General features: G+C 67.2%; 17 protein-coding genes. 14 read left to right on the top strand and 3 right to left on the bottom strand.

The features are described 5' to 3' along the window. Window positions 1-118 precede the first annotated feature (118 nt). Both OVA11_RS06320 and OVA11_RS06315 read left to right on the top strand, forming a co-directional pair. Window positions 119-2,686, top strand: a complete 2,568-nt coding sequence (locus tag OVA11_RS06320; protein ID WP_268066681.1) for a helicase-related protein — start codon at window positions 119-121, stop codon at window positions 2,684-2,686. Continuing rightward, window positions 2,683-2,979 (top strand): RNA-binding S4 domain-containing protein, encoded by a 297-nt coding sequence (locus OVA11_RS06315; protein WP_268066680.1) that lies wholly within the window; start codon window positions 2,683-2,685, stop codon window positions 2,977-2,979. The genes OVA11_RS06320 and OVA11_RS06315 overlap by 4 nt, the downstream gene beginning before the upstream one ends. Before the next feature lie 124 nt (window positions 2,980-3,103). On the opposite strand, the gene OVA11_RS06310 is transcribed toward OVA11_RS06315, so the two are convergent. After that, window positions 3,104-5,188, bottom strand: a complete 2,085-nt coding sequence (locus OVA11_RS06310; protein ID WP_268066679.1) for a putative bifunctional diguanylate cyclase/phosphodiesterase — start codon at window positions 5,186-5,188, stop codon at window positions 3,104-3,106. Between the two features lie 264 nt (window positions 5,189-5,452). Between OVA11_RS06310 and fdxA the strand changes: the two genes are divergently transcribed. Beyond that, on the top strand, window positions 5,453-5,794 hold the full coding sequence (gene fdxA / locus OVA11_RS06305; RefSeq protein ID WP_010918540.1) for a ferredoxin FdxA: 342 nt from the start codon (window positions 5,453-5,455) through the stop codon (window positions 5,792-5,794). 352 nt (window positions 5,795-6,146) lie between these two features. Next, window positions 6,147-6,650, top strand: coding sequence for a CarD family transcriptional regulator (locus tag OVA11_RS06300; RefSeq protein ID WP_024265581.1), 504 nt, complete (start codon window positions 6,147-6,149; stop codon window positions 6,648-6,650). 104 nt (window positions 6,651-6,754) lie between these two features. On the opposite strand, the gene OVA11_RS06295 is transcribed toward OVA11_RS06300, so the two are convergent. Further along, window positions 6,755-9,085 carry a PAS domain S-box protein gene (locus OVA11_RS06295; RefSeq protein WP_268066678.1) on the bottom strand — a complete coding sequence of 777 codons (2,331 nt, stop codon included), beginning with the start codon at window positions 9,083-9,085 and terminating at the stop codon, window positions 6,755-6,757. Between the two features lie 206 nt (window positions 9,086-9,291). On the opposite strand from OVA11_RS06295, the gene OVA11_RS06290 reads away from it, so the two are divergent. From OVA11_RS06290 to OVA11_RS06270, 5 genes are all read left to right on the top strand, one after another. Beyond that, window positions 9,292-10,605 carry a DUF5690 family protein gene (locus OVA11_RS06290; protein WP_268066677.1) on the top strand — a complete coding sequence of 438 codons (1,314 nt, stop codon included), beginning with the start codon at window positions 9,292-9,294 and terminating at the stop codon, window positions 10,603-10,605. 59 nt (window positions 10,606-10,664) lie between these two features. Then, window positions 10,665-11,039, top strand: coding sequence for a DUF6491 family protein (locus OVA11_RS06285; protein ID WP_268066676.1), 375 nt, complete (start codon window positions 10,665-10,667; stop codon window positions 11,037-11,039). Window positions 11,040-11,115: 76 nt separating this feature from the next. Further along, entirely contained in the window at window positions 11,116-11,727 is a 612-nt protein-coding gene (locus tag OVA11_RS06280) for a sigma-70 family RNA polymerase sigma factor (RefSeq protein WP_268068905.1), read from the top strand. Further along, a complete protein-coding gene (gene chrR, locus OVA11_RS06275) occupies window positions 11,724-12,362 on the top strand; it encodes a cadmium/peroxide/UV radiation responsive anti-sigma factor ChrR (RefSeq protein WP_268066675.1) in 639 nt (212 codons plus the stop codon). Before OVA11_RS06280 ends, chrR begins: the two co-directional genes overlap by 4 nt. Window positions 12,363-12,374: 12 nt before the next feature. After that, a complete protein-coding gene (locus OVA11_RS06270; protein ID WP_268066674.1) occupies window positions 12,375-13,904 on the top strand; it encodes a cryptochrome/photolyase family protein in 1,530 nt (509 codons plus the stop codon). A gap of 3 nt (window positions 13,905-13,907) precedes the next feature. Here the strand turns inward: OVA11_RS06270 and OVA11_RS06265 are convergent, their stop codons facing one another. Continuing rightward, the gene (locus OVA11_RS06265) at window positions 13,908-14,366 is read right to left on the bottom strand and encodes a winged helix-turn-helix transcriptional regulator (protein ID WP_268066673.1); all 459 of its coding nucleotides are present in this window, start codon (window positions 14,364-14,366) and stop codon (window positions 13,908-13,910) included. A gap of 94 nt (window positions 14,367-14,460) precedes the next feature. Between OVA11_RS06265 and OVA11_RS06260 the strand changes: the two genes are divergently transcribed. The 5 genes from OVA11_RS06260 to rplK all read left to right on the top strand — a co-directional run bounded on the left by OVA11_RS06260 (window position 14,461) and on the right by rplK (window position 18,149). After that, the gene (locus OVA11_RS06260; RefSeq protein WP_268066672.1) at window positions 14,461-15,198 is read left to right on the top strand and encodes an SDR family NAD(P)-dependent oxidoreductase; all 738 of its coding nucleotides are present in this window, start codon (window positions 14,461-14,463) and stop codon (window positions 15,196-15,198) included. Beyond that, window positions 15,195-15,818, top strand: coding sequence for a 2-hydroxychromene-2-carboxylate isomerase (locus OVA11_RS06255; protein WP_268066671.1), 624 nt, complete (start codon window positions 15,195-15,197; stop codon window positions 15,816-15,818). Before OVA11_RS06260 ends, OVA11_RS06255 begins: the two co-directional genes overlap by 4 nt. 408 nt (window positions 15,819-16,226) lie before the next feature. Next, window positions 16,227-16,658 (top strand): hypothetical protein, encoded by a 432-nt coding sequence (locus OVA11_RS06250; protein WP_268066670.1) that lies wholly within the window; start codon window positions 16,227-16,229, stop codon window positions 16,656-16,658. Between the two features lie 2 nt (window positions 16,659-16,660). After that, a complete protein-coding gene (locus tag OVA11_RS06245; protein WP_268066669.1) occupies window positions 16,661-17,044 on the top strand; it encodes a hypothetical protein in 384 nt (127 codons plus the stop codon). A 673-nt stretch (window positions 17,045-17,717) separates the two neighbouring features. Continuing rightward, window positions 17,718-18,149, top strand: coding sequence for a 50S ribosomal protein L11 (rplK, locus tag OVA11_RS06240; protein ID WP_010918527.1), 432 nt, complete (start codon window positions 17,718-17,720; stop codon window positions 18,147-18,149). Window position 18,150: the final 1 nt, after the last annotated feature.

The following is an 18,150-nucleotide window of genomic DNA, read 5'->3' as shown; positions in this document are numbered from 1 at the left end:
TGCTGAACAAAATCATGAAAACTCGGCCGGTGCGACGACAGGTCGCGGGGTGGCCGCCTTCGTGATCCTCACCGTCGCCCCGCTTGCCCCGGGTCGATTCCCGTCCCACCTTCCGCCCATGAGCGACCGTTCGACCGGCCTGGCCCCTTCGAAGCTGACTGCGGTGCTGGGGCCCACCAACACCGGCAAGACGCACCTGGCCGTCGAGCGGATGCTGGGCCACGCCTCGGGCATGATCGGCCTGCCGCTGCGCCTTCTGGCGCGCGAGATCTATGACCGCATCGTCAAGCTGCGCGGCAAGGCCGCCGTCGCCCTCATCACCGGCGAGGAGAAGATCGTCCCGGCCCGCGCGGCCTACTTCGTCTGCACGGTCGAGGCCATGCCGCTGGGCCGCGAGGTCGAGTTCCTGGCCGTCGACGAGATCCAGCTGTGCGCCGATCCCGAGCGCGGCCACATCTTCACCCACCGCCTGCTGCATGCGCGCGGCAAGTTCGAGACGATGTTCCTGGGCGCAGGAACCATGGCCCCGCTGGTCCGCCGCCTGTTGCCCGACGCCGAGATCGTCAGCCGCGAGCGGTTTTCCAACCTCTCCTACGCCGGCTCCAAGAAGCTGACCCGCCTGCCCCGGCGCACGGCGATCGTCGCCTTCTCCACCGACGCGGTCTACGCGATCGCCGAGCTGATCCGGCGGCAAAGGGGTGGCGCGGCCGTGGTCATGGGGTCCTTGAGCCCTCGCACCCGCAACGCCCAGGTGGCTCTGTATCAGTCCGGCGAGGTCGACTTCCTGGTGGCCACCGACGCCATCGGCATGGGCCTGAACATGGATGTCGACCATGTGGCCTTCGCAGGACTTCGCAAGTTCGACGGCAAGCGCACCCGCTGGCTCTATCCGCAGGAGGTAGGCCAGATCGCCGGCCGCGCGGGCCGTTACACCCGCGACGGCACCTTCGGCGTCACCAGCGACTGCGAGGAGATCGACGAGGACCTGGTGGAGGCCGTCGAAAGCCACACCTTCGAGCCGATCACCCAGGCCGAGTGGCGCAACGCGCGCCTGGATTTCGGCTCGCTGCCGGGCCTGCTGCGGTCGCTGTCCGAGACGCCCGGACGCGGCGCCCTGAAGCTGTCGGACGAAGCGCTGGACGAGCGCACCCTGCGCGCCCTGGCCCAACAGGAAGACATCATCAAGCGCTGCAAGGCCGACCGCTCGGCGCTGATCCGCCTGTGGGAGGTCTGCCAGACGCCGGACTTCCGCAAGACCACCGACGATGACCATCAGCGCATGGCCCGCACGCTGTTCGACGACCTGACGACGGGCAGGAAGCGCCTGCCCGAGGACTGGGTGAACAGCCAGTTCAAGGCACTGGACCGCACCGACGGCGAGATCGACAGCCTGGCCGCGCGACTGTCGGGCGTGCGCACGCTCAGCTACATCGCCAACCGGCCCGACTGGGTGGCCAATCCCGCCCACTGGCAGGGCCTGACCCGGCAGTTGGAAGACCGGATCAGCGACACCCTGCACGAGAAGCTGATGGCCCGGTTCATCGACCGGCGCACCAGCGTGCTCCTCAAGCAACTGGGCGAGCGCGAGACGCTCTATGCCGGGGTGGGCCAGGACGGCGAGGTGACGGTCGAGGGGCACGTCGTGGGGCATCTGTCGGGCGTGGCCTTCACCCCGGCCAAGGGCGCCTCGCCGCTGGAGGAGAAGGCCCTGCGCAACGCCGCCCAGCGCGCGGTCGGTCCCGAGATCACCCGGCGCCTGGGCCTGCTGGCCGGCGAGGCCGACGACGCCTTCGCCCTGACGCCGGACGGCGCGATCCTGTGGCGCGGCGAGGTCGCGGGCGCGGTGCGCCGGGACCAGCCCCTGCTCTCGCCCCGCGCGCGCCTGCTGGGTGATCTTGGTCCCGCCGCTGTGCGCGAACGGGCCGAGCGGCGCCTAGACGCCTTCCTGGCCGGCGAGGTCGACCGGCATCTGGCGCCGCTGCGCAAGCTGGAGCGGGCCCTGGCCGGCGGCGAGCTTCGCGGTCTGCCGAGGGGCGTCGCCCACCGGCTGCTGGAGGCCGGCGGAGTGCTGGACAAGCGTCCCGTCGATCCGGAGCTGAAGGCGCTGAGCCAGGGCGAGCGTCGTACGCTGAAAAGCCTGGGCGTGCGGATCGGCGCGTTCAGCCTGTTCTGCCCCGGCGTGCTGCGGGCCGAGGCCATCGCCTGCGCGCGGGCGCTGAGTCCCGCCGGCTGGCGCGGCGCGCTGACGACGTTGGAGCCCCTGCCCTCGCCCGAACCCAGCGCGCGGGAACTGTCGGCCAGCGGCCTGCGCGCGGTGGCCGGCTTCAGCATCCCTGTCGAGCAGCTGGAAAAGCTGGACGCCCTGCTGCGCACCGCCCAGCAGTTAGGCGGCGTGACGCTGACGCCGGCGGCGCTCGCCGATCTGGGCTGGACCGACAAACAGGCCGCCGCCGTGCTGCGCGCCCTCGACTACACGCCGGCCATCCGCGCCAAGCCCAACCAGCCGATCGTCTGGAAGCGGCGCGGCGCGGCCAAGCTGGAGCAGAAGCCGGTCAAGGCCCGCCCCGACTCGCCGTTCGCAGCCCTGGCCAAGCTGACCGAGCCGCCACCACCGCCCGCGCGTCGCAAGAAGCCGCGTCGCCGCAAGCCGGCGGCGGCCAAGGCGCCGACACAGGCCGCCTCATGACGGTCCACGACGATGCGATCAACGATGCGGTCCGCGCCGATGTCTGGCTGTGGCGGGCGCGGTTCTTCAAGACCCGCTCGCTGGCCGCCCGGTTCGTCGACGAAGGCCGCATCCGCCTGACCCGCGCCGGAACCGAGAGCCGCATCGACAAGCCCTCGCGCACGCTCAAGCCCGGCGACGTGCTGGTGTTCGCCCTGGCCGGCCGGGTGATCGCGGTTCGGGTGCTGGACTGCGGCGAGCGAAGGGGCCCGGCGAGTGAGGCGCGGGGGCTGTACGAGGCGGTGGAGGGGTAGGACGAAATCCTCTCCCCGTGGGAGAGGTGTCGGCGTAGCCGACGGAGAGGGGCGTGACCGGCTCGGCAGGACTTCCCCCTCCGGCGCTTCGCGCCACCTCCCCCGCTAGGGGGAGGATTTGCAGTCAGCCGCCAAACCGCTTCAGGAACCCCGCCACCTCGCCGGCCGGCATCGGGCGGCCGAAGTGGTAGCCCTGGATCTGGTCGCAGCCGTAGCGCTCCAGCGTCTTCAACTGCTCGGCGTCCTCAACGCCCTCGGCAACCACCTTCATGCCCATGGACGAGCCCAGCGTGATCACCGCCTTGACGATGGCCTCGTCCTCGGCGTTCTGGACGAAGGACTTGTCGATCTTCAGACGGTCGATCGGGAACTGGCGCAGATTGGCGAGGCTGGCATAGCCGGTGCCGAAGTCGTCCAGCGCGATCATCACCCCCGCCTCGTGCAGGCGGCGCACCGTCTCGCTGACCAGGTCAGAGCCCCAGCCCATATAGACGTTCTCGGTGACCTCGATGGTCAGGCGCTCGCAGGGCACGTTCCAGCGGGCCAGGCGCTCCTGGATCTCCTCGGCCAGGCGCCCGCTGCGGAACTGGGCCGAGCTGATGTTGACGGCCACGCGGCCGAACTCGACGCCTTCGTCCAGCCAGGCCCGCATCTGTTTCAGCGCCGCCTCGAACGCCACGTCGCCCAGCTTCAGCGACAGGTCCTGATCCTCGAAGGCGGCCATAAAGCGGGCCGGCGTCAGGACGCCCTGCTCCGGGTGCACCCAGCGCATCAGAGCCTCGAAGCCGGCGACCCTGTTCTCGCGGATATCGACCACCGGCTGGTAGTACAGGGTGAACTCGTTCTCCGTCAGGGCCGCGCGGACGTCGCGCAACAGCTCCAGGCGTCGTTCGACCTCGGAGCGCATCGACGGCTCGAACACGATGCTGCGGTTCCGCCCGGCCTCCTTGGCCCGGTAGAGGGCGATGTCGGCGTTCTTGATCATGTGCGCCGGGTCGGCGTCGGGATCGCCGTGCAGGGCCGCGCCGATGCTGGCGCTGGCGGTGAAGCTGCGCCCCCCGTGCTGGATCGGACGCCGCAGCAGATCCTGCAGCGCCCCGATCGGCCGGGTCATGTCGGCCTCGCCATGCAGGCCGCGCAGGATCACCGCGAACTCGTCGCCGCCCAGGCGCGCCACCGTGTCGCCGGTCCGGAAGGCGTGCTGCAGCATGCCCGCCAGGCGCTTGAGCAGCGCATCGCCGGCGTCGTGGCCCAGGGTGTCGTTGATGTCCTTGAAGTGATCGACGTCGATCATGATCAGGCCGAACATCTCGCCCAGCGTCTCCGACGCCGCGACCGCCTCCTGGAAGCGGTGCTGGAACAGGGTGCGGTTGGGCAGGCCCGTCAGCGGATCCTTGAAGGCCAGGGTCTCGATCGCCTCGGTCTGTCGGCGCCGATCGGTGATGTCCTTGAACAGGTTGACCAGCTTCTCGGGCTGGCCGTCCTGACCGACGAACACCTTGCCGACCGAGCGGACCCAGGTCTCGACCCCGTCGTCGCGCTTGAGCTTGAACTCGAACACCCGCGCCTCGCCCAGCTTGCGGCTGGCCACCAGGTCGGCGCAGCGCTGGCGGTCCTCGGGATGGACGATCTCCAGCGGATCGTCCTTGAAGGTGCAGTACTTCTGCAGTTCGGGGGCGTGACCGGAGAAGAACACCTGGCGGGTGCGAAGATCGTATTCACGCACCAGCAGGTCATCGAGCTCCAGGGCCATGGTCAGGCGCTGGCGGTCGCGCTCGGCGCGCAGCACGCTTTCGGCATAGCCGGTGACGTCGCGGGCCGTGACCATCACGGCGTAGGGCTCGTCATCGTCACGACAGGCGCTGAACTCGGTGCGCCAGACCCGCTGGGCGCCCGACTCGTCCGTGACCGGCAGATAGCGGGAGAAGGCCAGGCCTTCCTCGGCGCAGGCCAGCAGGGCGGCGGCGTCCTCGCTGGCGACAAGGCCGCCGGCGACCGCCTCGCCCCCGATCAAGAGGCCCGGCGCGATCCCCTGCGCGCCCCAATCGCGGCTGACGGCGATCAGCGACAGGTCGCGATCCAGCAGCGCCGTGGCGAACGGGATCTCTCTGATGAACTCGCCGAACGCCCGTGCGCGCGCCCTGGCCAGGGCGCGTTTTCCGTCTTCGGCCACCATGTCTTGTCGGACAGCCAAGGCTTGCGTCTTCATAAAGTCGGATTCCCGACGTTGTTTTTATTGGGCGTTCCCCGAGCGGCATAATTCCGTTCGTTCAATAAGAAATGGTTTTCACATGGGTAACCGTGTGTCGCGGTCCGCGACGCCGTTGTCGGACGCGCCGCCCGAGAAATGCGCGCCCCAGGGCCAGACGATCAGAATTCCTGAGCCCGCATGCGAGCAAGCCGCATTGACAAGCGGCCCCCAGACTTCGAAAACGCGCCCGCCGAACTCCGCCCGATCTCAACCGAGTTTTCGATGACCTACATCGTCACCGACGCCTGCGTCCGCTGCAAGTTCATGGACTGCGTCGAAGTGTGTCCGGTCGATTGCTTCTATGAAGGCGAGAACTTCCTCGTCATCAATCCGGACGAATGCATCGACTGCGGCGTCTGCGAACCCGAGTGCCCGGTCGACGCGATCAAGCCCGACACCGAGGACGAGGCCGACGGCAAGTGGCTGAAGATCAACGCCGACTACGCCAAGGTCTGGCCGAACATCACGGTCAAGGGCGAGCCGCCCGCCGACCGCGAGGATTTCGAGCGCGAGACCGGCAAGTTCGAGAAGTACTTCAGCGAAAAGCCCGGCAAGGGCTCCTGATCCCCGCGACGATTTCTCAAACCCAGAGCGTGACCGCCTCGCGAAAGCTTGGCGGCGTCTCTTTGCGCGCCAGGACGCAACCCTTTCATAGGGCTTAATTTTATGCTATTGTCTTCGACGACGTGACAGCCGCGCTCGTTCGCGACGGTCCGTCTTGTCGAAGAAGCCGTTTCAGAAAACCCATTTGAACCGGCCCGCCCGATCGAAGGCGAAGGGTGTCTTAGAGGTCTATTCCAAATCCTGACAGGCGTGGCCCCGCGTTCCGTATTCCGCGGAGCGGGAACCTGTCGCTTTTGGTTTGGGAATGATGACGGCGTTCGGACCCCGCGGGTCCGTATTGAAGAGGACGAACATGAGCAAGACTGGTCTGGAATTCTCGGTCGGCGATCACGTCGTTTATCCCGCGCACGGCGTGGGCAGCATTCAGGCGATCGAGACCCAGGAAGTGGCCGGCATGTCGCTCGAGGTTTACGTCATCACCTTCGACCACGAAAAAATGACGCTGCGCGTCCCGACCAAGAAGGCCAAGACGGCCGGCCTGCGTCCGCTGGCCGAAGGCGGCACGGTCAGCCAGGCGCTGACCACCCTGAAGGGCCGCGCCCGCGTGAAGCGCACCATGTGGTCGCGCCGCGCCCAGGAATACGAAGCCAAGATCAACTCGGGCGACCTGATCTCGATCGCCGAGGTGGTCCGCGACCTGCACCGCGCCGAAAATCAGCCGGAACAGTCGTACTCGGAGCGTCAGCTGTATGAGTCGGCCCTGGACCGCATGGCCCGCGAAGTCGCCGCCATCGAGCGCATCGACCGCGAAGCCGCCATCGGCATCCTGACCAAGTCGCTGGTCAAGGCCGCTTAAGGCTAGGCTAGACCGAAGACATCGAAGACGCCCTCCGCCCAGCGGGGGGCGTTTTTTGTTGAGTGACCAAGGGGCGTAGCGCGTTCGCGCCCTTTGGCCCGGCGTCAGGCGTTGGCTTGCCGCGTCACCCCGGCCACCGCCTGGATCAGCTGCGCGGCCGTGATCGGCTTGCGGACCAGGCCATCAAAGATGTCCGTCACCTGAAAGTCCATGTCGGCCGAGAACGCCAGGATCGGCGCGCCTTGGTTTGGGCCGGGCTTGGCGCGGATCGCGCGCGTGGCGTCCACGCCGTCCAGCACCGGCATGCGGATGTCCATCAGGATCAGGTCGAAGGCCTGGCTCTGGGCGACCTCGACAGCCTCCTGGCCGTCCCTGGCCTCCACGACCTCGGCGTCGAACACGCCCAGGATCGCCCGAGTCATTTCGCGATTGAGGGTGTTGTCGTCGGCCAGAAGGATGCGGCCGCCGGCGCGAACCGGCTCGAACACCGGCTCCGCTTCGAGCCCAGGCAACGCCTCGCGCAACGGCGCCGAGGCGGGAATCACGAACCAGAAGCTGCTGCCCTGGCCCGGTCGGCTGCTGGCGCCGATGCGCCCGCCCATGACCTCGACCAGCCCCTTGCTGATCACCAGCCCCAGGCCCGAACCGCCGCGAGACCGCGCGCGCGCGGATTCGACCTGGGAGAACCGCTTGAACAGGTGCGCCTGGTGAGCCGGATCGATACCGACACCGGTGTCTTTGACAGAGATAAACAGCTCGCTCAGCTCGGCGCGCCAGATGACCTCGATCGTCACCGACCCGACGTCGGTATAGCGGATAGCGTTGCCGATCAGATTGATCAGGACCTGCCGCACCCGGTCGGGGTCGATCATCAGCACGCGGGGCGGCGGCTCGATCATGCTTACGCTGATGTCGAGGTTCTTCTCGGCAGCGTGCAGGCCGAACATCTTCACGGTGTCGTCGATCAACGGCTCCAGCGCGCACGGCGCCAGATGGGCCTGGACCTGGCCGCTTTCCAGCTTGGACATCTCCAGGACGTCATTGATGACGGACAGCAGCGCCTTTCCCGCCGTGGAGATCCGTCCCACATAGTCCCGCGCCTCGCCGGGCAGGTTGTCGAGCCCCTCGACCAGGGCGGCAAAGCCGATCACCGCCGTCAGAGGCGTCCGAAGTTCGTGGCTCATATTGGCCAGGAAGGCCGAGCGGGCCTCCAGGGCCTTTTCGGCCCTCTCCTGCTCAGCCGCCAGTTCGTCTCGCGCGCGCTTGTATTCGGAGATGTCTCGCAGAACGCCCTCGATCCGCCCTGCGGCGCGGTTCAGGACGGGACGCCCCTGCAGCCAAACCCAATGCCCATCCTTATGAAGGAGCCGCGCTTCCAGCGTAGGGGGACAGCCTTCCGGATCGGCCATCACCTCGCCGACGTTTTGAACCAGCCTGGGCAGGTCATCGGGATGGATCAGGCTCGCGGCCTTGCGCCCCAGCAGCTCGTCTTCGGTGTAGCCGAGCACCGTCTCGACCGCCGCGCTGACGAACAGGATGTTCCCGCGCTGATCGACCTCGATGATGATATCACGCGTGGCCTTGGCTAGGTCCTGGAAGCGCGACTCGGTCTTGGCCAGGCTCTGCTGGGCGGCGACCAGATCGGTGACGTCGACCGTAGTGCCTAGCATCACGACCGGACGCCCGTCCTCGTCGCAATCGAACTCGAAGCTGCCGACGATATGCCGAAGCTCGCCGTCGAGGCGGATGATGCGATCCATCCGATTGCGGGACGGCTCACCCGTCCGAAGACGCTCAGCGACCCGGGCCCGTGAGGCGGCGCGATCATCGGGGTGGAAGCGGCGCATCACGTCGCCGAGCGAGACAGGCGCATCCTGCGACCAGCCGTAAATCTGCCGCAAGCGCGGTGAAAGGTAGACCTCGTTGGTCACCAGATCGACACGCCAGAAAGCGACCTGGGCCACCTGCTCGGCCAGCATGGCGCGCTGCTGGATCTCGCGCGCTGCATCCCGGGCCTGCCGGGCCTCTTCCTCCAGGCGGATGCGCTCATCGATGTTGCGGGTGACGGCCACCAGTTCCGACGGCGCGCCGGACTCGTCCCTCACCAGGCTGAGATGGCTCTCCAGCCAGACATACCGGCCGTCTTTGGTCCGCCCGCGATAGCGGACGCTACACTCGGAGTCGCCGGCGCGCATGCGCTGGTAGACCTCATAGACCACCGACGTGTCGTCAGGGTGATAGAAGGCCTTGAAACCTTCCCGAATGATTTCCTCCGGCGTCCAGCCCAGCATCCGCTCTACGACTGGAGAGACATAGTGATCCGTTCCAGCGAAACGATGTCGACTGATCACATCGCCCGCATGCTCGGTCAGCAGGCGGAAGAAGGCCTCGCTGGCCTTCAAGGCGTCGACATTTTGCGGAAATGGCGTCTGCATTTCCTCCTCTTCACCCAAGACCACTGAATAACATCGTTAGATCATCCGGTTGCGACAATGCGTCGCATCCGAAGCGCCGAGAACGCTCCCCCATGACTTCCGGTTACTCAACCTCAACCTAAGACGGCGCTGGCCGTCAGTGTTCCATTGCTCGGCCCGATGGAAGCGGGCTAGCTGAGCTCTGGTCCGGGGGAAGGCAAGGCATCATGACACCAGCCAACGACGCGCCCGGCCGCGATGCCGCCGCCGGCGGCACCGTGACCCGTTTCCTCGCCTCGGCCCCGCCCTGGCTGTTCGCTCTGTACGGGGGCCTTGCGTCGTTCGCGGTCTATTTCGCGATGTTCGGCTATCGCAAGCCCTTCACAGCGGCGGCCTACGCCCAGCCCGCCGGATGGCCGTTCGACTTCGATTTCAAGATCGCCCTGGTGATCGCCCAGGTCGCCGGCTACGCCACGGCCAAGTTCATCGGGGTCAAGGTGATCTCCGAAATGCAGGCCGGCCGCCGGGCCATGACCATCCTGACCCTGATCTTCGGGGCAGAGATGTCGTTGCTGCTGTTCGGGACCCTGCCGACGGTGATCGGGCCGATGGCGATGTATCTGAACGGTCTGTGCCTGGGCATGATCTGGGGCCTGGTGTTCGGCTTCCTGGAGGGACGCCGCCTGACCGAGGTGCTCAGCGCCATGCTGTGCGCCAGCTTCATCCTGTCGTCGGGCGTGGCCAAGTCGGTGGGCAAGACGCTGTTGCTGGCCAATATCGACGAGCGGTGGATGCCGTTCGTCTCGGGCCTGATCTTCGCGCCGCTGATGCTGGTGGCGGTGCTGGCCCTGGCGCAGTTGCCGCCGCCCACGCCGGCCGACGAGGCCGAGCGGGTCAAGCGCGCGCCGATGAACGCCAAGGACCGCGCGGCCCTGTTCGCCGCCCACGCCCCGGCCCTGATCCTGCTGATCGCGGTCTACATGATCCTCACCGCCCTGCGCGATTTCCGCGACAACTTCTCGGCCGAGATCTGGGCCGAGCTCGGTTTCAAGAACGCCGCGGCGATCTTCACCCTGTCGGAGCTGCCGGTGGCGGCGATCGTACTGATCGGCCTGGCCGCCCTGATGGGCGTGAAGGACAATCGCCGCGCGGTGGCGTTCAACCTCGGCTTCGTGGCGCTGGGCTTTGCGCTGCTGGGCGCCTCGACCCTGGCCTACCAACTGCATCTGTTGGGGCCGGTGTGGTGGATGGTGCTGGCCGGAGCGGGCCTCTACATGGGCTATACGCCGTTCAACGCCATGCTGTTCGACCGCCTGATCGCGGCCACCGGCAAGGTCGGCACCGCCGGCTTCCTGATCTATGTCGCCGACTCGTTCGGCTATATCGGCAGCATCTCGCTTTTGCTGGTGAAGTCGTTCGCCAAGCTCGACATCGCCTGGGGGCAGTTCCTGGCCAATGGCGCTTACCTGGCCTGTGGCCTTGGCCTGGTGGGCGTCTTCTTCGCCCACCGTTTGCTGGCGAAAGGCCCGATCACGCCTTGAGCCGGCCATGCTCTGGCATGACAATATAGGTGAGCGGTATCCCTCTGGAGTGAAATCCTATGCGTATCCTGACCGCGTCGACCGCGCTGTGCGTCCTGCTGGCCACCGCCCCGGCCCTGGCGGCGGAGCCCAAGACCCCGCGCGCCTGTTTCAACGCCCAGGACATCAATGGCTTCAACGTCATCGATGATCGCACCGTCGATGTCTCGATCAGCCCGCGCAACGTCTACAGGCTGACCCTGTTCGCCCCCTCGCGCGACATCGACAGCGCGATGCAGCTGGGCGTAGAGGCGCGCGGCGGCTCGTGGATCTGCGCCGGCCTGGACGCCACGATCATCGTGCCCGACGACCGGACGGGCATGGGGCGCTATCCGGTCACCGAGGTCCGCAAGCTGACGCCCGAGGAGCTGCAGGCCAAGCGCAGCAAGCGCTGAGCGAGCCGGCCCCAAAAAAACACCGCCGAAGCGGAACTTGAGTCATCCGTTCCCGGCTCGGCCGCGTATAAAGGGCATGTATGCGACAGGACAGGCAGAGACCCGAGCCCGGAGCGCCGCGCGCGTGAGCGCTGCGCAGTGCGACGGCGGCGCGTTGATTACGCGGATCGCGCAGGCGCAGGACCGCGCCGCGTTCGCGGAGCTGTTCGCCCACTACGCCCCCCGGGTGAAGACCTTGCTGGTGCGCAGCGGCTCGACCCCTTCAGCCGCCGAGGAGCTGGCCCAGGAGGTCATGCTCGCCGTCTGGCGCAAGGCCCACTATTTCGATCCCAAGCGCGCCTCGGCGGCGGCCTGGATCTTCACCATCGCCCGCAACCTGCGGATCGACAGCCTGCGGCGCGGGTCTTCGGCCTTGTACGCAGTGGACCTCAATCTGGGGGCCGAAGAACCGCCCCAACCCGACGCCATTCTCAGCGGCATGCAGGACGCCCAGATCGTCCGCTCCGCGATGCAGACCCTTAATCCCGACCAGTCCCAAGCAATCGAAATGGCTTTCTTTCAGGAACAGACCCACAGCCAGATCTCGGAGGCCCTGGGCGTGCCCCTGGGCACCGTCAAGGCCCGGATTCGCTTTGGCATGATGAAGCTGCGCGCCTTTATCGAGCGCGAGGCGGGAGTCGCGTCGTGAGCCTGCGTCGTCTCCCCAGTGAAGAGCGTCTGCTGGCCTACGCCGCCGGCACCCTGAGCCCGCCTGAAGCCGTGGTCGTGGCCACGCATCTGGCGCTGCGTCCCGAAACCCGCGTCTGGTCCGACCTTGGCCAGGCCGTCGGCGGCGGCGTGCTGGAGGACCTTGAGCCCAGCGCCCTGGACGCCAGCGCGCTCGACAAGACCCTGGCCCTGCTGGATGCGCCCGCGCCCCAGGAGCCGACCGTGCGCCTGGACAAGACCGACCCCACCCTGCCCGCCCCGCTGCGCGGCTTCGAGCTGGGTCCCTGGCGCTGGCTGGGTCCGGGCGTGCGGGTGCGCGACGTCCTGGGTCCGCGCGACGGCGACTGCCGGGTGATCCTGCTGAAGATCGCGCCGGGCCAGTCCACGCCGCGTCACACCCATGGCGGCGTCGAGCTGACCTGCGTGATCGAAGGCGCCTACGCCACCGAGAGCGGCGTGTTCGAGGAAGGCGACTTCGAGGAAGCCGATCCCAGCGTGCTGCACCAGCCGCGCGTGGTGTCCAGCAAGCCGTGCCTGTGCGTGGCGGCCCTGGACGGCGAAATCCAGCTGCCGGGTCGCCTGGGCAAGCTGCTCGCGCCGTTCGTCAAGCTCTAGGCCGTTTTCGGCATGGCTGGCGCCCTACGCCTGGTGCTGGGCGATCAGCTGTCGGACACTCTGTCGGCTCTGGCGGACGCGGACCTGTCGCGCGACCAGGTGCTGATGGTCGAGAGCCGGGTCGAGGCCACGGCCTGGAAGCATCACAAGCAGAAACTGGTCATCGTCTGGTCGGCGATGCGCCAGTTCGCCGAGCGCCTGCGCGCGCGCGGTTTCGACGTGCGCTACGTCACACTTGAAGATCCCGACAACACCGGCTCGATCGGCGGCGAGCTGCGCCGCGCACTGGAAGACGGTGCCTTCGATCGGGTGGTCCGCACCGCCTGCGGCAAGTGGGGCCTGGAAAGCCACCTCCTAAGCCTTGACCTGCCCGTACCGATGGAGACCCGCGAGGACGACCGCTTCCTGTGCTCGCGCGCCCAGTTCGCCGCCTGGGCCGAGGGCCGGCGCGAGCTGCGGATGGAGTTCTTCTACCGCGAGATGCGGCGCAAGACGGGCCTTTTGATGGACGGCGACCAGCCGGCCGGCGGGCGCTGGAACTTCGACGCCGAGAACCGCCGCAAGCTGCCGCCGGGGCTGCGTCCGCCCGAGCGCCTGCGCATAGCGCCCAACCCGACGACGCAGGCGGTGCTGGAGCAGGTCTCGCGCGGCTTCGACGACCATTTCGGCGAGACCCAGGGCTTTGGCTGGCCGACCAATCCGGACGAGGCCACCGCGATCCTCGACCACTTCATCGCTGACATGCTGCCCAGCTTCGGCGACTGGCAGGACGCGATGAGCTGGCAGCGGCCGTTCCTGTGGCACTCGCTGATCTCGCCGGCCCTGAACATCGGCCTGCTGGACCCGCTGGATATCTGCCGCCGCGCCGAGGCCGCCTGGCGCGAGGGGCGCGCGCCGCTGAACGCGGTTGAAGGCTTCATCCGCCAGATCATCGGCTGGCGCGAGTTCGTGCGCGGGATCTACTGGCTGAAGATGCCCGAATACGCCCAGCGCAACGCCCTGGACGCGCAGGGCAAGCTGCCCTGGTTCTACTGGACCGGCCAGACCGACATGGCCTGCGTCGCCGACACCGTCCGCGCCGCCCGCGACCACGCCTACGCCCACCACATCCAGCGGCTGATGGTGACCGGCAACCTCGCCATGCTGCTGGGCGTGCATCCCGACGCGGTCGACGACTGGTACATGGTGGTGTTCGCCGACGCCTATGAGTGGGTCGAGATGCCCAACACCCGCGGCATGGCCACCTTCGCCGACGGCGGTATTGTCGGCTCCAAGCCCTATGCGGCCAGCGGGGCCTATATCGACCGCATGAGCGACTACTGCAAAGGCTGTCGCTACGACGTGAAAAAGCGCCTCGGCGACGACGCCTGCCCGTTCAACGCCCTCTATTGGGACTTCATCGACCGCCACGCCCAGCGTCTGGCCGGCAACGGCCGGATGATGATGCCGCTGCGCACCCTGGAGAAAATGCCCGACGCCGAACGGGAGGCCTTCCGCAAGCAGGCCACGGCGTTGCGCGCGAAGATGGGCGTGACGGAGTAGGCGCTAAGGCGCCGGAAAACCCGCCCCCGCCCGCGCCTCGACCTGGCGGGCGCTGACCGGTTCGCCGCATTCGGAGCACACCTGCACGGGGTGGAAGTCGCAGCCGCAGGCCTTGTGCCGGCGCAGCACCGGCGGCCCCTCGGCGCCGGCGTAGTGGGTGTCGCCGAAATGGGCGATGGCCATGACCACCGGGTGCAGGTCGAGGCCCTTCTCGGTCAGGCGATACTCGTGACGCACCGGATTGTCCTGGTACGGAACCCGGCGCAGCACGCCCGCCTCGACCAGCGTCCTCAGCCGGTCGGTGACGATGGTGCGCGAGACGCCCAGGCGCTTCTGGAACAGCTCAAACCGCCGGATCCCTAAGAAGCAGTCGCGCAGGATCATCAGCGTCCAGCGGTCGCCGATCACGGCCAGAGCCCGCGAGATCGAGCAGGGCTGGGCGGACAGGTCGTCCCACTTCATCGGCGGCTCACGTCATTGCAGGCGAGCGCCATTCTGCATTTGACTCCGTACAGATTCAATACGAACTTGAGCGCCGAACGCGGAGGAAACGAGCATGACGGCGACCAAGGGCGCGTGCCTGGTGGTGGGCGTGGGCGACGGGGTGGGAAGCGCCATCGCCAAGGCCTTCGCGGCCGAGGGCTATACGGTCTGCATGACCCGCAGGCCCCGCCACCTCGACCAGCTGGAAGCCCTGGCCGCCGAGATCCGATCCGGCGGCCACGACGCCCGCGCCTTCGGCGTCGACGCCCGCCAGGAGGCCGACATGATCGCCCTGGTCGACCGCATCGAGGCCGAGATCGGCCCGCTGGAAATCGTGGTCTTTAACATCGGCGCGAACGTACGCTTTGACCTGACCGAAACCACCGCCCAGGTGTTCAGCAAGGTCTGGGAGATGGCCTGTTTCGCCGGGTTCCTCACGGCGCGCGAGGCGGCCCGTGTCATGGCCCCGCGTGGCCGGGGCTCGATCCTGTTCACCGGCGCCAGCGCCTCGCTGCGCGGCAAGGAGGGCTTTTCCGCCTTCGCCTCGGCCAAGGCGGGCCTGCGCGCGGTGGCCCAGAGCGCGGCGCGGGAGCTGGGCCCCAAGGGGATCCACGTCGCCCATGTGGTGGTCGACGGCGCGATCGACGGGGTCTTCATCCGCTCGATGCGCGGCGAGGTCGGCGACCTGCTGGACCAGGACCTGATCCTCAAGCCCGCCGACATCGCGGCCAACTACGTCCACCTGCACAACCAGCCGCGCTCGGCCTGGACGCACGAGCTTGATCTGCGTCCCTGGTCCGAGACCTGGTGAGGAGCCCCGCCATGACCGACAAGACAGTCGACTTCATCTTCGACTTCGGCAGCCCCAACGCCTACCTGTCGTGGAAGCTGCTGCCGGACATCGCCGCGCGCCAGGGCGCGACCGTCAAGCTGATCCCGTGCCTCTTGGGCGGCATCTTCAAGGCCACCGGCAACCAGGCCCCGATGATCGCGTTCGGCGGCGTCAAGGGGAAGATGGACTACGAGATGCTGGAAACCCGGCGCTTCATCGCCGCCCATGGCCTGACCGCCTTCCGCTTCAACCCGCACTTCCCGGTCAACACCCTGCTGCTGATGCGCGGCATGATCGCCGCCCAGCGCATGGGTGTGGGCGAGGCCTATCTGGAGGCGATGCTGAAGGGCATGTGGGAGGACGGGCTGAAGCTGGACGATCCGGAGGTGTTCGTGGCGACCGCCAACGCCGGGGGTTTGGACGGCGCGGCGCTCCTGGCGGCGACGGGCGATGCTGAGGTGAAGGCTGAGTTGGTGGCCAACACCGAGGCGGCGGTGGCGCGCGGCACGTTCGGGATTCCGACCTTCTTCGTGGGGGACGAGATCTTCTTCGGCAAGGAGCGGCTCGGGCAGGTCGAGGCGGAGTTGGCGAAGGGGTAGCGGAATGCCGATCCACCCCCTACTCCAACCCGTCATCCCGCGCTTCATGCGCGGGACCCATCTATCCGTCCCACGTGAGGCGCGGGCCTGGACTCTCACGGCGAAGCTGAACCATGGGTCCCGCGCATAAAGCGCGGGATGACGGGGGTGTGGTTTGTTTGGAACGCCACTCCCCGGAGAGAGAGCCATCCTTACATCTCACGGCGAGACGATCGCAGGGCGGGTCAAGTCACTCAAGGACCGCCCTCCGGGCGGCCGCGCCGCGGCGGCGAAGCCGTCCTTGACTGACCTGACCCGCCCTGCACGCTGCAGCCTCCAAGAGATGTAAGGGGAGCACCGACCTGGGGAGGTCGGGGCGTCGCCCTACTCTGACCTCGCCCACCATCACGGACTCTCAACGTCGCCGCTATGGATCAAATCGAACACCCCTCGGAAGAGGACGACATTGAAACGCCAGCAGAAAAGCTCGCCGTGCGAGCGGGTTACTGGCGAGTGACCTTACCGGTCTGGCTCGTGACAATGGCGCTCATTTGGCCGCCGATACTGTACCTAGGCGTCGAGCAGGCGTTCGACACTTCTGGTGGTCTTCGGATCGTGTGCGGCTTCTTGGTCGCCGGTCTGGCCGCGGGTTGGATGTGGTGGTCTTTCTCGGCCCCGCGCTGGCGATTGTGGGCGTATCAGCGTGTCACGGACTTGGCGAAGCTTGAGCAGCTTGCCGTCGCCGATGGATTGGTCTGGCCGGTTTCTCACCCCCTGACGCGCACCGAGTTCCGGTTCGGAGAACTGGGCGCGCGCCTGCGGGCCTTCGAAGCGAACATGCCGCGCCCACCAAGGGCGTGAGGTTGTCGGCGGCAGCAGCGTTGGTTGCTGCGCTTTCGAGCTTCATGCATGGTCTCTACGTCATGAGAAACCAGCTTACGCGCGGTCTGCCCCGGCGGGTCATGTATGTCGAAAACAAGGATGGCGACGTCGACGGTGTCGCTGCCCGGATCGGCTGGGTTGAGTTCTCGAAGACGGGAAAGACCGTCTACTATCGTGGCCGGGAGTTCGCCAGCATCGGCGGCAGCGGCGTCCGGGGCAACTTCTTGGATGTCGCAACGCGTGAGGAATACTGGATCTCCGGCGTAAAGCGGCGGGGCTCAAACACGCATCGGGCGGAGAAGGTCGCGGTGGAGATCGACCCCGATGCGCTCGACGCCTACCGCGCGCTGAGGTCGGGCAAATAGCCTCCCCCTCACCCGCCTGCTACACGCCGCACCCCCTCACCCCGGCCCTCTCCCCATGGGAGAGGGTGTTTGGCGAGCTTTGCGGACGTTTAGCCAAGAACGAGCCAAGCAGCGGCTATAAGCAGCACCGCGACCGCGAGGCATGCGACTACGTGGATCGTTCGGCCGATGGGCGGTGTCGCTACTTCGTAAAACGGGATGACCGTAGCGCTTGGATCGATCTGCAGCTCAGCCCCGTTCGCTAGACACCACTGTTCAAGGTCTGCCTTAAGCACCGGCCAAAGATCGAGAGCCCAGTCTGGAGCGACCGCTGGCCAGGCCTGCTCAGTCGGAAGACACGCGGTCAGGACGCCCACCGGCAGCTCAAGGATGAATGAGCCGCCTGGTCCGATCACGACCAACTCTTCCTTCCAGCGTGCTGTGAACCGGAATGTGCGTGAAGCCATGTCAAAGCTTGGCCTCTGGATGCCTCGAGCGCAACGGCAGCTTCTACGCATCTCGCCCACCCGCCCCCACTCCCCCTAGACTCCCCCGCCCCCGCCTGCTACACGCCGCGCCTCGCTCCCGGACCTCGTCCTGGGGCGTGCTCGTCGTTATCCGTTCTGGGTGACGGCGGGTTCAAAACCGTGGGAGGGACGCCAAGCCCGCACCACGGCTCACCAGTGAGGACACTATGGCTAAGAAGATCCTGGGCTACATCAAGCTCCAGGTGAAGGCTGGCTCGGCCACGCCTTCGCCCCCCATCGGCCCGGCTCTGGGTCAGCGCGGCGTCAACATCATGGGCTTCTGTAAGGAGTTCAACGCGCGCACCGAGAACGTCGAAAAGGGCACCCCCCTGCCGACCGTGATCACCGTCTACCAAGACAAGTCGTTCACCTTCATCACCAAGACGCCCCCGGCGACGCACTACCTGAAGCAGATCACCGGTCTGAAGTCGGGCGCGAAGCTGACCGGTCGTGAGACCGTCGGCGAAGTGACGCGCACCCAGCTGCGCGAAATCGCCGAAAAGAAGATGAAGGACCTGAACGCCAACGATCTCGAGGCTGCGGCCAAGATCATCGAAGGCTCCGCCAAGGCCATGGGCCTGAAGATCGTGGAGGCCTAAT

This window comes from Caulobacter sp. SL161, assembly GCF_026672375.1.
Classification (GTDB): Bacteria; Pseudomonadota; Alphaproteobacteria; order Caulobacterales; family Caulobacteraceae; genus Caulobacter.
The sequence above is the reverse complement of the archived record's forward strand: the minus strand, read 5'-3'. Positions and strand labels throughout refer to the sequence as shown.